At 44.3% G+C, this 13,239-nt stretch carries 12 protein-coding genes; 7 read left to right on the forward strand and 5 right to left on the reverse strand.

The window, feature by feature from the left end; genetic code table 11:
* Window positions 1-9: 9 nt before the first annotated feature.
* Window positions 10-1,398 carry a tRNA uridine-5-carboxymethylaminomethyl(34) synthesis GTPase MnmE gene (gene mnmE / locus FCL47_RS17000; protein WP_136814730.1) on the forward strand — a complete coding sequence of 463 codons (1,389 nt, stop codon included), beginning with the start codon at window positions 10-12 and terminating at the stop codon, window positions 1,396-1,398.
* A gap of 54 nt (window positions 1,399-1,452) precedes the next feature.
* On the opposite strand, the gene FCL47_RS17005 is transcribed toward mnmE, so the two are convergent.
* Complete coding sequence (locus FCL47_RS17005) at window positions 1,453-3,732, reverse strand: tetratricopeptide repeat protein (RefSeq protein ID WP_136814731.1); 2,280 nt, start codon at window positions 3,730-3,732, stop codon at window positions 1,453-1,455.
* A 258-nt stretch (window positions 3,733-3,990) separates the two neighbouring features.
* On the opposite strand from FCL47_RS17005, the gene FCL47_RS17010 reads away from it, so the two are divergent.
* The 6 genes from FCL47_RS17010 to FCL47_RS17035 all read left to right on the forward strand — a co-directional run bounded on the left by FCL47_RS17010 (window position 3,991) and on the right by FCL47_RS17035 (window position 9,835).
* Window positions 3,991-4,707 carry a polysaccharide biosynthesis/export family protein gene (locus FCL47_RS17010; protein WP_136814732.1) on the forward strand — a complete coding sequence of 239 codons (717 nt, stop codon included), beginning with the start codon at window positions 3,991-3,993 and terminating at the stop codon, window positions 4,705-4,707.
* Between the two features lie 24 nt (window positions 4,708-4,731).
* On the forward strand, window positions 4,732-6,138 hold the full coding sequence (locus FCL47_RS17015) for a hypothetical protein (RefSeq protein WP_136814733.1): 1,407 nt from the start codon (window positions 4,732-4,734) through the stop codon (window positions 6,136-6,138).
* 120 nt (window positions 6,139-6,258) lie between these two features.
* Entirely contained in the window at window positions 6,259-7,137 is an 879-nt protein-coding gene (locus tag FCL47_RS17020; RefSeq protein WP_136814734.1) for an XrtA system polysaccharide deacetylase, read from the forward strand.
* 38 nt (window positions 7,138-7,175) lie between these two features.
* Complete coding sequence (locus FCL47_RS17025; protein ID WP_167496540.1) at window positions 7,176-8,012, forward strand: exosortase/archaeosortase family protein; 837 nt, start codon at window positions 7,176-7,178, stop codon at window positions 8,010-8,012.
* The gene (locus FCL47_RS17030) at window positions 7,976-8,629 is read left to right on the forward strand and encodes an exosortase C-terminal domain/associated protein EpsI (protein WP_167496541.1); all 654 of its coding nucleotides are present in this window, start codon (window positions 7,976-7,978) and stop codon (window positions 8,627-8,629) included. Before FCL47_RS17025 ends, FCL47_RS17030 begins: the two co-directional genes overlap by 37 nt.
* 51 nt (window positions 8,630-8,680) lie before the next feature.
* Entirely contained in the window at window positions 8,681-9,835 is a 1,155-nt protein-coding gene (locus FCL47_RS17035; RefSeq protein ID WP_136814737.1) for a glycosyltransferase family 2 protein, read from the forward strand.
* Window positions 9,836-10,349: 514 nt separating this feature from the next.
* Here FCL47_RS17035 and FCL47_RS17040 read toward each other — a convergent pair.
* The 4 genes from FCL47_RS17040 to FCL47_RS17055 form a co-directional block, all read right to left on the reverse strand.
* Window positions 10,350-10,712 carry a fibronectin type III domain-containing protein gene (locus tag FCL47_RS17040; RefSeq protein ID WP_136814738.1) on the reverse strand — a complete coding sequence of 121 codons (363 nt, stop codon included), beginning with the start codon at window positions 10,710-10,712 and terminating at the stop codon, window positions 10,350-10,352.
* Between the two features lie 743 nt (window positions 10,713-11,455).
* Complete coding sequence (locus tag FCL47_RS17045) at window positions 11,456-11,896, reverse strand: DDE-type integrase/transposase/recombinase (RefSeq protein ID WP_136814739.1); 441 nt, start codon at window positions 11,894-11,896, stop codon at window positions 11,456-11,458.
* A gap of 12 nt (window positions 11,897-11,908) precedes the next feature.
* A complete protein-coding gene (locus tag FCL47_RS17050) occupies window positions 11,909-12,220 on the reverse strand; it encodes a hypothetical protein (RefSeq protein ID WP_136814740.1) in 312 nt (103 codons plus the stop codon).
* Complete coding sequence (locus FCL47_RS17055) at window positions 12,217-12,717, reverse strand: transposase (protein WP_167496542.1); 501 nt, start codon at window positions 12,715-12,717, stop codon at window positions 12,217-12,219. The genes FCL47_RS17050 and FCL47_RS17055 overlap by 4 nt, the downstream gene beginning before the upstream one ends.
* Window positions 12,718-13,239: the final 522 nt, after the last annotated feature.

Raw genomic sequence — 13,239 nt, forward strand, 5'->3', positions numbered from 1 at the left:
AATTCCTGCATGAACAACCTTGCCCGGCAAGAGACAATAGCCGCCATATCTACCCCTCCGGGTGCTGGCGGCATCGGTATAATCCGTATCAGTGGCAGTCAAGCCCTTCCCCTGCTCAAAAGCATTTTCCAGCCAAAGAAGACATCCTGTTGTTTTTGCAGCCACCAGCTGTACTATGGGCATATCCGACAGTCTGTAGACGGAAAAATTCTTGATGAAGTCCTGGCCGTCTATATGGCCGCGCCCCACACGTATACTCGGGAGGATGTCGTGGAGATCCACTGCCACGGCAGTTTTCTGGTACTGCAGAACGTGCTTGAGCTGATTCTTGACAGTGGGGCCGTTCTGGCCGAACCTGGTGAATTCACCAAGAGAGCTTTTCTTAACGGACGAATCGATCTTACCCGGGCCGAAGCGGTAATCGATGTGTTGTCGGCTAAAACCCGAAAAGGGGTTGATCTTGCCCAGGAGCAACTGTCCGGTGCCCTATATAACAAAATTGATCCGATTCGCCAGAGTCTCGTCCGCATGCGGGCGGTCATAGAGGTTGCCATCGATTTTCCGGACGAAGAGGTGGAGATAATCGATCACAGTGCTCTGCTTGATCAACTGGAAAGCGAAGTCACACAACCCCTCACCAACCTTCTGCAGAGTGCCGACCGGGGCCGATTGTACCGGGAGGGAATTTCTCTGGTCATCGCCGGTCTGCCCAATGTTGGCAAGTCAAGCCTGCTCAATACTATTTTACAGGAAGAGCGCGCGCTGGTCACTGCTGTTCCGGGAACAACCCGGGATTCGATAGAGGAAATTGTCGATATTTACGGCATGCCGGTTCGTATCATTGATACTGCGGGCATTCGAGATGATGCCGGGGAAGTCGAAGAACTTGGGATACAGCGGGCGAGGGATCTTATCAATAAAGCCGATCTCATCCTTTTCATGATTGATGGCTCTCGGGAGTTGACCGACGCTGACCGTAAACTGTACGCTCAGGTAAAACATAAGCCATTATTGCCGGTACTCAACAAAATCGATCTCTGCGACGGTGGTCTTCCTGATCTTGCCTGTCTCGCTGATCTTGGCCGATGCGTAAAAATATCCGCCAGAGAACAGATCGGCATCGACCAGCTGAAGCAGGCCATCTTTGCGCTAATGACTTCCGGCAATGAGCAATGGGAAGAAGGCGGTTGCGCACCGAATGTTCGCCATAAACAGGCACTTGCAAAAGCGGTTGAGGCCGCTGCCCGGATTAGATTTGCCTGTGAAACCGGGTTGACCAATGATCTTATCGCGATCGACCTCCAGGAATGCCTCGATTTTCTCGCGGAGATTGTCGGTGAGACGACAACCGAAGATATACTCGATGTAATTTTTACACAGTTCTGCCTGGGGAAATAACCGGCGCACCAAAACATATCCCATTTGCATTCGGGGACAAAGCCCCTCTTTGTCTCAGCCCTTTTTCCACTGTTGTAATAATATTTCTGCATCCTTGCGCTCGGCAAATTCACTCTCGCTCGTCAGTATTTTTTCAATCGACTGAATGGCTTCCAATTTTTGATCGTTACCATACAGGGCGAGAGCCAGGTGATATTGGATGGTAGGATTATCCGGGCTTGTCTCAAGAGCCTGTCTGAATTGAGAGATGGCCAGCGAATATGATTTGCGTTTATAGTGCACCCAGCCCAGTGTATCGGCAATTTCCGGCTGCTCGGGAAGAGCTTGTTTGGCCTGCATTGCCAGTCGAAGGGCTTCGCCCAGATCTGCCCCTTCCTCTGAGGCAAGCAGCCAGGCCAGGTTATTGGATGCAGCGGGCAGATTAGGCTGGAGCTCCAGAGCTCTGGTATATTGTCTTTTAGCCTTGTCTAGTGCGCCCTGAACTTCATAGGCGGTTGCCAGGCCCATAATTCCGGCAATGGAGTCGGGCTTTTTACTCAGTAAATCTTCATACTGCGCAATAGTCGCATCGATTCTGCCCAGATGGCTTAAAAGCCGTGCGGCAAGGACATATCCCTGTGGATTGTCGGGGGCCAGCTCCTGAACTTTCTGGTAAGCATGCAGTGCTTCTTCATACTGCTTGTTTTTCGTTAAAAGTTCACCAAGCAAAAGATAGTGTCCTGCCGTGTTGCTTTTGGCGATCTGGGCTTTCACAAAACTGATTCTCCCGGGTATGTCTGGTCCGAAGGTCAGTGCCGTCAGATAGTCGAGGGCTCTGGAGTTGTCGGGAGCCAGCTCCATCACGTCGGCAAAGGTCTGTCTGGCTTTGTCTTTGTTATCCTGGCCAAGATAGGCGACGGCGAGACTTCCCAACAGTTCGGCATCGCCGGCAACTGCTTCCTGGTTTAAGTTCTCTATAAATTCAATAGCTTTTGCGTATTTTTTAGCCTGGACGAGGGATTTGGCAAGAATTTTCACTGCGATGGCATTACGCCCATTAATACGAACCGCAAGAGCTGCCTCTTTTTCCGCTTCGATGTTATTACCCTGGATCAGGTATATTTGCGCTGCGAGGGCATGGTATCGATCATTTGTCGGGTCATTTTGCAAGGCTTGGTCGATATATTTCTGGGCCAGTTCCGCCTGGTCGAGTCGTAGCTGGGTAAGTGCAGTATAATAGAAGAGATCTGGCCATTTAGGATAGTCAGCCAACAGCGGGGTGATAATCTGCATCGCTTCACTGTTTTTACCATCCCTGATAAGAAAGCGGGCTTTGATCAGATTTGCTCCTCCGTTGGCAGGGTTGGTTTTTAAAACGCTCTCCATGATTGCATGAGCCTGGTCGAATTTTTGCAAATCAAAACGCAGCTCGGCAAGTTCTACCTTGAGTTGCAAGTCATTCGGGAAATCAAGCAGTGCCGCTGTAAGTGTTTTTTCAGCTTTATCGAATTGTTGGTGTTTTGTATAAAAATGTGCCAGCATTAGTCTGGACGGGATTGATTTTTTGTCAATTGCAACAATTCTCAGCATTTCTTTTTCTGCTTTGTCTAGCTCGCCTTTTTGTTGATAGAGGTTGGCAAGGATCATGTGCATCTGGGGATTGTTGGGAAACTTGGGGATCATTGTATGGAGAAGCTTTTGTATGGCAGGCTCGTCTTTTTTCTGCTCGTAGAACATCAACATCGTTCGATAGTTGGCAATATTATCGGGATTGAGTTGAATGGCCTTTTGGAATAATTTTTCACTTTCTGCCCATTTGTCCTGAGCTATAAGGATGCGCCCTTTGATATTGTAAAATCGGTCGTTGTCCGGCGCCTGAGCGATGGCTTTGTCGATCGACGCCTCGGCTTTGGCAAAATTGCCTTCAATAAGTTCAAGATTAGCCAGGAGAGCCAATCCATCCTGATAATTGGGGTCGACACGCAGGACCTGTTCGACAAATCTGCGGCTGTCGGCTTTTTTGCGGGAGAGGAGATAAAATTCCGCAACTTTTACCCCGGCATCAAGATTTTTAGGATCAAGAGACGCTGTTCGCTGCAGTTCCCCGAAGGAAGCCTGCGCGTTGCCTGCCTTCATGTACAGCAGGCCCAACTGATACCTGGCCTTGGCAAATTTGGCATCGATTTGAATGGCATTTTTCAGCTCAAGAGCGGCTGCTTTATCGTCATTAATTTTTATGTACTCTAGAGCTCGCAGGTAATGTTTTTCTTTTTTTTCGTCGGGAGTTGAACAGGCTGTCAGAGTAGAAATCAAGAGTATAGTTAGAATTAAAACGGTGAAACGGGAGACAGTCATGGGCAAACCTAATGAAAGAGTTGGAATAACTTATTGATAAAAGATCACCGAACGTAAAAGGCAAACTTTTCGATCAGGATAGTTTATATATAAAGGAAGACTTTTTCTATCGAAAAAGGCATGGAAACATAATTTTTATTTTAAAGAGAAAAATGGCATCCGCTTATACTGGGGAGTGACAAACAAGTGCGGATATGATTTACTGGTTCATTGATAGGTTTTTTAATTGTTAAATTCTTCATAGATAGAGGGGGAACCATGTCGAAATACGTAAACTTTTTGCTATTAACTACAATCGTGATGCTTTTCGGCAGCAGTGCGATGGCGGCACAATCTACAATTGATGTTCCTGTATCGAAGGAGTTAATGGCCAAAGCCCGTGAAAAAGTTATGTCTCAAGCAAAAACAAATGCGAAAGGAGCAAACGAGTATGTCGTTGGTCCCGGTGACATACTCAGCGTCCAAGTCTATGGTGAGGGGGATATGTCGACAGAAGAGCCTGCGGTGGCAAAGAAGGATCTTATGGAGGACAGTCCACGCAGCAGCGTTGGCGGAGTAACCGTCCGCATGGACGGAAAAATTTCTCTCAAACACGTTGGTGATGTCGATGCAGTTGGATTTACCCTGACGCAGCTTGCTGACTATTTGAAAATAATCTTTGCAACGGTCTATGATGATCCGGTCGTGACGGTTGTCCTCGCGCAAAGTAATAGCCAGCGATACACAGTTATGGGAAAAGTGGCCAAGCCGGGGATATTTTTTCTTGATTACCCCATCAATCTCGTTCAGGTAATCGCCCGGTGTGGTGGATTCGATCAATGGGCTAATTCCGAAATCACTGTCGTCAGAAAAGACGCCGGAACCGAACCTTTCAAAAATAATACTTTGCAATTTGATTATGATGATTTTCTAAAAGGAAAAGAATTAGAAAAAAATATCCTTATCAAGGCAGGCGATATAGTCATCGTACACTAATAATTTGGAGGCAACAAAACGCAGATGTCTGACACAATAAATTTGAAAACGATTACTGCCCTGGCGGTCATAGTCCTGATCATGATTCCCGAAGCTTCTTTTAGTCGGGACAACAGCTTGAAAGGTGGTTTAAGTATAGGTCTCGATAACGATAACCGAAGCTACGATAACTATAGTGACGACTATCGGCGTATCGTGCTCACTCCAATGATGCAATTCACAAGTCTCAGCGAGAGAGACAGTCTCGAAATGAAAGTTAACCCTGGCATCCGATACGATCTTATTGATTCCGGCACGGACTGGGACGCAAATCTGAACCTCGCAGCAAAAAGGTTCATGACCAAATCCTGGCAGCTTGGAATCACTAATAATTTTTTAAGATCTGACTATCAAAATACTGAGACCGGAATCTTGAGCGATCCTGCAAATCCTCCACAGGTGGTTGCTCCTCCGTCAACAGAGCCGCAGCTCTCTCCTAACCGATACAGGACGCTCTACTGGCTTAATACGCTGAATCTCTTCTCTGAGAATTTCTATAGAGAGAACAGCTCAATACGATTGGGCCTTGGTTATGATGTCTTAAGAAATGATGATTCGATTGCCAGTGGCGATCAGGACTACGATCGATATACAGCCAGCGTAAGAAATGAACATCGATATAATCCGAGGTGGCGATCTACCCTGGATATGCAATTTGTTCGGGGTATTTATAAAGCAATTGAGTCAAATGTAACGACTGGGTTGACAGGATATGGGCAGTCAGGGGATCTTGATGAATACCACTTGCTACTTGGGCTTGATAATGATTCGATTGTCCACAACCCGCTATCGCTCACCTACAATTATATTGGCACTGTATATGATGAAACTTCGTCGAATGACACTGACGTTCATCAGGCGCGTTTAACTTGGCGACGGGATTTTTCGCCTCGTATGTACACAAGACTCGGTGCTGGTCCATCCTACGAAAAAACCGAAGGCACAGATGCTAATTGGAGTTCAAACGGGATCGCCGAGGTGAATTATTCATTGGAGCATGGATTTGTTAATTTTCTGGTAGAAAAAAAATATGATACTGATAACTTCTCAGGGTCAAATGAGAATGGTGTTGTTGATTCCTGGAATTCCAGCCTTTCAGGGAGTTACCAGTTACAGAAAGATCTGACCTTGTCCGGTGTCCTCGCTTATACTTATGAGGACCGCCAACAACCCGTGATATCTCAGAGCAGTGGAGGGGTTCCCCAGTTGGAAAAATATCACAAGGATATTTACGTTGCCGGAACAGTACTGAAATATGGTTTCTGGCAATTTTACAATGCCAGTATTGCATACACCTACACAAAAGAGAATTCTGAGGTCGTAGGTGATGATTACGACGACCATCGCATTTTACTCACGCTCTCCTGGGAGAAAGAATTGTTCCACTGGTAAGTCATTGATTCTATGTATAATGTATTGAGTTGGATTCCTCATTGTTGCTAAGAAAACGCACATAAAATGGTTGAACAGAGATGAAGATGTGATGAAATTAGTATTACCAGAAAAGAATTGATGGACCCACCATCCATTAACAATAAAAAAATTCTCCTCACTTTTGATGTCGAAGATTGGTTTCAGGTTGAGAATTTTAAGCAGTGTATATCCAATTCCACTTGGCCTTTACGAGAGTTACGGGTGGAAAATAACACGATTGAACTGTTAGATCTATTAGCTGATGCTCCAATCCCAGTAAGGGCGACTTTTTTTATTCTCGGATGGATAGCAATACGTTGCCCAAATCTGGTGCGTGAAATACATCAGAGAGGTCATGAGGTCGCATCCCATGGGATAAACCATGATCTTTGCTACAAACAGACACCGAACGTTTTGCGGCGGGATTTAATAAAAAGTAAAGGCATCCTGGAGGATATTATAGGGAGTGAGGTCTCAGGTTATCGAGCGCCGAGTTTTTCCATAACAGATGATGCCATTAATAGTGTTCAGGAGGCTGGATATCTTTATGATTCGAGCTATAACTCCTATGAGGGCCATGGGAGATATGGGGCTTTAACGCAGCTTAAAAATATGCAACAAGATCTTCCTCTTTACGCTCTGTCTCCCTCTTTTTATGAGATTCCAGTGAGTAATTTGAGGATTGGCAACAGAGTAATTCCATGGGGAGGAGGTGGGTACTTTAGGTTGTTACCATCTTTTCTGCATCTGGCTGGCGTAAAACAAATCCTTCTGCAAACAGGTTGTTATACTTTTTATATGCATCCATGGGAAATTGATCCGGATCAGCCGAGGATAAATGGTGTAAAACCCTTTTACCGTTATCGTCATTATGTGAATTTGAGCAGCGCAAAAAATAAGTTGGAAAAATTTATAAGCAAAAATGCTGGATGTTCCTTTCTTACCTGTAGAGAGTTTATTGAACAATGGCCTTCATAAATGGAGACTGGTTGAGATTTCACAAATGGGGTCTTAGTATGAAAGGTTCCCTCTTTATAGCGCTGTTGCTCGGCTTTATATGGGCTTACTTCCCTGTGTGGAAAGAGTTATTGTTGGCCTGGTATAGTTCGGATGATTATTCTCACGGTTTTTTTATTGTTCCGATAGTAATTTATTCTCTCTGGCAAAAGCGAGGTGAGTTGCAGAAAATATCTGTGCAATCTTCAAGCGTTGGTTTTGTTCTGTTGATTGTCTCGTTGGTCTTGTATTTCTTGGCGTTATACGCGGAGATTAAGACGGTTGCTTCTATGGCAATGATTTTTACTATTGTTAGTGTCGTGTTATATCTTTATGGTTCGGCGATATGTCGAGAAATTATTTTCATTTTGTTTATTTTGTTTTTTATGATCCCTGTGCCGGCTCAGGTATTTTCTGCAATTACAATGCCTCTGCAACTCTTTGTCTCGAAGGCATGCGTATGGGTCGCAATGGTTCTTGGATTACCGATCTTTAGGGAAGGAAATGTTATTCATCTACCAGGGCAAAGTCTGGAAATGGTTCAAGCGTGCAGCGGTCTGAGGTCTTTGATGACGCTTTTAACGTTAAGCGTGATAATTTCATATTTTACCTTACGTTCGAACTGGCTTCGAATGCTGCTTTTGCTTTCAGGTGCTCCGGTAGCAATTATAGTCAATATTATCAGGGTATTGATCATGATTCTTTGTTTTTATTATCTTGATCTTGACTTAACTCATGGCACCAGCCATACAATATTAGGGGTAGTAGTTTTTATGTTAGCCGTTGCCTTGGTTTTCCTCGTCAAAGGAGTGCTTTCATTTTGGGACAGACCAGCACGAAGCAAGTTATTACTGTAATTATCATCTTTTTTTTGACCGGAGTATTTGTTTACAGCAAATCCGAACCAGTACGTTCAGTAAAAAAAAGAACCCTAAATCAGGCTTTAGCAGAAGTAGGGGGTTGGAAAGCAGGACCCCGTATCGCCTATGGAAAAGAAATTGTAGATAGCCTTGCTTTGGATGATTACCTGAATCGGACATTTACCAAGGGTGATAAATCGGTAAATTTGTATATCGGCTATTACTTGAATTCAGAAAAAGTGGGAGCGGCACATGACCCTTTGGTTTGCTTTCCCGGACAGGGATGGAATGTTTCTGACAGAGAAAAAGGCAACATTGAAATTGGTGATGGTGTAGAGCAAAAAGTATCCTTTTCTACGATGATAGTCGAGCAGGGCGCTGAAAATAAGAGTATGATACTTTACTGGTTTCAAGCCTATGAGAGCGCTAATTCCGATACCTTTTCCCAGAAAATAAATGGCATGTTGCAAAAAATTTCAGGTGGAGGCGAAGATAACGCGTTTGTTCGCTTGATATGTGATGTTAACAAAAAATCTGAGTCTGAGTGTATGGAAATGATGCAAGATTTCACGAAAGCTTTTTATCCGATTTTTCTCAAATACATTCGTGAATAAAAAACGGTTAACGTTAAATGTTTTAATAAACAACCAGCTAGCAAAACCTACATGTTGTTAATTACTTGCAAGTTATGCTTTTTCTTTAGCTTATTCATGATATTTTATGTCTATGCCGGTTATCCCATTTGTGTTTGGCTTTTAACACGATTAGTGCGGAAAAGTATTGATAAAGGCCCGTACGAGCCATCTGTAACGATCCTCATCGCTGCCTACAACGAAGATAAACATATTGGGCAAACTATTACCAACAAGTTGCAGCTCGATTATCCGGAAAAAAAACTGGAACTCATTGTTATTTCTGATGAATCGACTGACCAGACTGATAGTATAATACAAAGTTTCAACAATAAAAATGTAAAATTCATACGTCAATCGCCTAGAGCCGGTAAAACAGCGGCCCTTAACCTCGCAATTTCTCAGGCGGCTGGGGAAATTTTAGTATTTTCAGATGCAAATTCAATATATGACTCGAATGCCCTGAAGCATATTGTCGCAAATTTCCATGATCCGAAAGTGGGCTATGTTACCGGTAAAATGATTTACACAAATACTGATGGCAGCCCTATTGGGGATGGGTGTTCTGCTTATATGCGATACGAAAATTTTTTGAGAAGCATGGAATCACAGATAGGGTCTATTGTCGGTGTTGACGGTGGAATTGATGCAGTACGAAAAAGTATCCACAGTAAATTAAACCCCGATCAATTGCCCGATTTTGTCCAGCCGCTAAAAGTAACGGAGCAGGGGTTTAGAGTTGTGTATGAACCTGAAGCTCTCTTGAAGGAGTCATCACTCTCAAAATCTGATGAAGAATACAAGATGCGTGTCCGAGTTTCCTTACGGGCGATATGGGCCTTGAAGGATATGAACGAACTTCTTTGGGGGAGGGCTGGTTTTCTTTTTGCTTGGCAGCTCTGGTCGCATAAACTGCTGCGGTATTTTTGTTTTGTTTTTTTGCTGGGAGCTTATGTATCAAATGCTTTTCTCTGGAGTGAAATGATTTGGTATAAATCGTTTTTTGTCGTGCAAACAGCATGTTACGTTGGAGCTTTCGTTTCTGCTCTTTTAGAAAGGGCAAATCGTCAAATTGAATTTTTATATTTTCTACATTATTTCCTCCTTCTGAATATTGCAGCGGCCCATGCCTTCCTGAAGTTTATCTCAGGCAAAAAACAGGTAATATGGCAGCCCAGAAAAGGGTGAATCCCCTAAGCTGGAAAAGCCCTATGTCGGCCGATCTTGACTCGGTGCGGTTCTTTGGGATGAGGCTTATCTCTCATTTGTAATCTGCTTCATTTGGCAAACTTTAAATATAGTGTGGATTCCATCCGTGGGGAGCGAGTTATTATTGACTCTGGTCCAAAAAACGCCCGGAAAGAAAAAAGAACTTTGGTCGAGAAACAGTACAACTTCTTTAGCCCCCCCTTTGCGCGCGGAAAACGGGCAAATAAAGCGGGGCACTCCAGAATCTGTACTACACAACTAAAAACTGTTGATCCATGGTTTAGATTTGGGACAACTTCTTGCTGGAAAAGGACGAGGACGGGGTTCGCTTCGTGTTCCATCCTCGTCCTTCAGATTAAGGAGAGAGCGTCTGGGGTAATGATCCATATCCGGTAAGTGGGAATCGCATTCATGGAGCAGACAGTACCAGAATCTATTCCTGAACGAATTTATTTTGTTGTGGGTGGTCTAACTCCCGGCGAACGGCTACACGCTATTTCATAGAAATATTAATAATTATTGGTGCTGGGTTTAGAGAGGAGTTTGGAGAAATCGTGACAATTTTGGAATATCCACTTTCTCCTGATTGATTGTAGGCTGTGAGCCAGAAATGATAAGTCTTGTCCGGTGATAACCCAGTTAGCGTGTGTGTGGTAACTTTCCCTAACGATATGGGCGCAACCACTTCTTTTTCTCCCTCCTGGCAATAGAGATTGTATCCTGTCAACGGATCCGGAATAGTTGTCCATTTAAAGGAAACATCTGTTGCATGTGATTGGATGGGGAATAAAAATAAAGAAAGACATAATAATACTATTTTTGTAAGATTGGCCAAATGTTTGTAAAGAACTTTCATGGTCTGTAATTCCTTTAGGGTTAGGATTTTAATATGTATATATACTCTTACTCTGTAGTCGAACCGATTGTTTCAAAAACCTAATATTCTTCTCTTCCAATAAATATAAGTGACACATAACACTAAAACTCTCAAGCAATGGAAGCAGAGAGTGTGCCAAAAAATTGTAAAAATAAATATCATTTAATTTTAGTAACTTAAAAACTGCCATTAAAATAATTGCCATTTTTGCTCCTTAAGAGAGTGCAAAAAATACGCTCTAGTTGCAAGAAATTTCCCTTACTGCTCAGTAAACCTCTCACTGCCTATTCTTTTTCTTACAACAAGCATGAATTGTGCCAGTCAATATCGGGCTCAGTGGTGTAATTGAAGAAATATATAAAATATGTTATTTTAATAAGTTAGCAAAATTGTAGCAATCGTTTCTCTCGCCAGACATACCTACAAGTTTAACAGGACAAGGATTACTATATAGTAATTGAAAGGTTTGGGTAACAGAATGGTAGGTCGGGTTTCAATGGCAGAAGCGATTCTTCCCCTGGAAATTTAGGTAGGACCTTTAATATAGTACGCGCTACAGTAACACCATCTACCCCACGCTATTTTTCAGGATAGTTGCCGCATTTTTTTCATCAAACAGCTCTAATTCGGAGACGATTTCCCGGATACCAACCGGGGGTAGGCTCCAGCATTGGCAATATCAAGGGCAAGATAAACGCTCAGCAAGCTGCGCGCCCTTGATATCACCGGTACTTGCAGGTGCGAAACAGGGACTCCGAATAGGGGTTGTCATTGCTGACCCGTGGGCGACTGTATGACGGAGTAACTCCCAGTGCCTCCAGCTTGGCTTTCATGGTAAAGCCCTTTTGCGGGCCACCATTGTCTACATGCAATACCGGGGGATCGAGCAGGCAACCCTCAGCCAGGATTGCCTTGTGCAGCAGCTTTGCCGCAACATCAGCATTTTCTACGGGATAAACTTCCCAGCCAACGACTTTGCGGCTGTAGATATCCACAATCATATACAGATAAAAATATAGACCCCGGATCGGTGACGGCAGCCAGGTGATATCCCAGCTCCAAACCTGATTGGGATCTGTAGCGCAATATCCCTGCGGAGTAATATGGCGATGCGGTTTTACGTTACGATTCCGATGGTGTTGTTCATCTGCTTCATGAAGAATTTGGTAAAAGGTTTATTCTGAGGCAAGATAGCACCCTTCATCAGCGAGACGAGGAACTATTTGCCCGGGCGGCATACTGACATACGCAGGATGATGGCAGGTATCCAGCACAGATTGCCTTTCTTCAGGTGTCAATTTGTTCGTTGGTGCCGGACGTGGCACTATCGGCCACTTGTCCGGCCTGATCTCGCCATTTTTCGTCCAGCGCTGGTAGGTTCGAACATCAATTTCTACTACCTTGCAGGCTGGTGCGAGACGAGCACCAGCCTGGCGTGCAGTATCAATCAGCGTAACAATTCTGCGGCGATCAGGGGTGCTGATCATTCGTCCTCTGGGTCCTTCCAGATCGCCTGCACTTTTTTTTGCAACACCAGTAAGGCTGCCGCTTTGGCAAGGGCCTTTTCCTTACGCTGCAGTTCTTTTTCCAGATCCTTAATGTGTTTGCGGTTGGCCTTTTGTTCCGACTTCAGTTTGATGTTGACCTGCTTTTCCCTGTCGTTGGCGGCTTCACAGGCCGTATGCCACAGTTTGAGGTGGTGAGGATAAATGCCTTTGCGTCTGCAGTATTCGGCAGTCTCCTCTTCATTCAGGGACGCACTTTCAAGGACAGCCGCAAACTTGTCCCGGGCATTCCAGCCTTCAGGGCCAGTATCGCCATCCGGTAACAAGATGCCTTTTGTTCGGGCTTCGTTACGCCAGTTATATAATGTCGCCTCGCTGATGCCTTCTTCGCTTGCCAATTGGCTGATGGACCGGTTGCGCGGTCGCATCATCTTTTTCAACACAGCTTCTCTTTTCGTTCCGGTGAATATCTCATGCATGAACCTCCTGCCCCCTTTTATCATGGGTTTTAGTTCATGCGGCAACTTCCCTGACACTGGGGGCCCATCCATTACCGACATGTTCACGTATGCCAAAACATACAGGAGGCATGTCATGTCAGCCGTGAATCAGAAGATGGAGAAAGAGTCAAAGCAGGCACTCCTGACGGCAACACCTTGAAGATCGTCTGCACAGCGATTTAGCGCAAAAAGAATGCTGCCGTGCGCCTGGCTTAGCACTATCCACATTTTGGAAAAGGAAAAAAGAAGCCCAAGGTTGAAGGCACAAAGACGTTGCGCTTCTTTTCGCTGACTGTCTAGCATGTTTCATCTTAAAACGATCTTCCAGCTAACCGCCAAAAAGTCACGACAGTTGCTTTTTAAAAAGGGACCAAGCTGTCAGCGGCGATCTGAAAGTGTATTTTCTTCAGCGGTTTGAAAATGTATAATCTCTCTTTTTCCTTTTCTTGATTTTCTTCCTAAAAATTAAAATAAACCAATCTTCTTCCCCTCCTTTTTCTT

It is taken from the genome of Desulfopila sp. IMCC35006, assembly GCF_005116645.1.
Classification (GTDB): domain Bacteria; phylum Desulfobacterota; class Desulfobulbia; order Desulfobulbales; family Desulfocapsaceae; genus Desulforhopalus_A.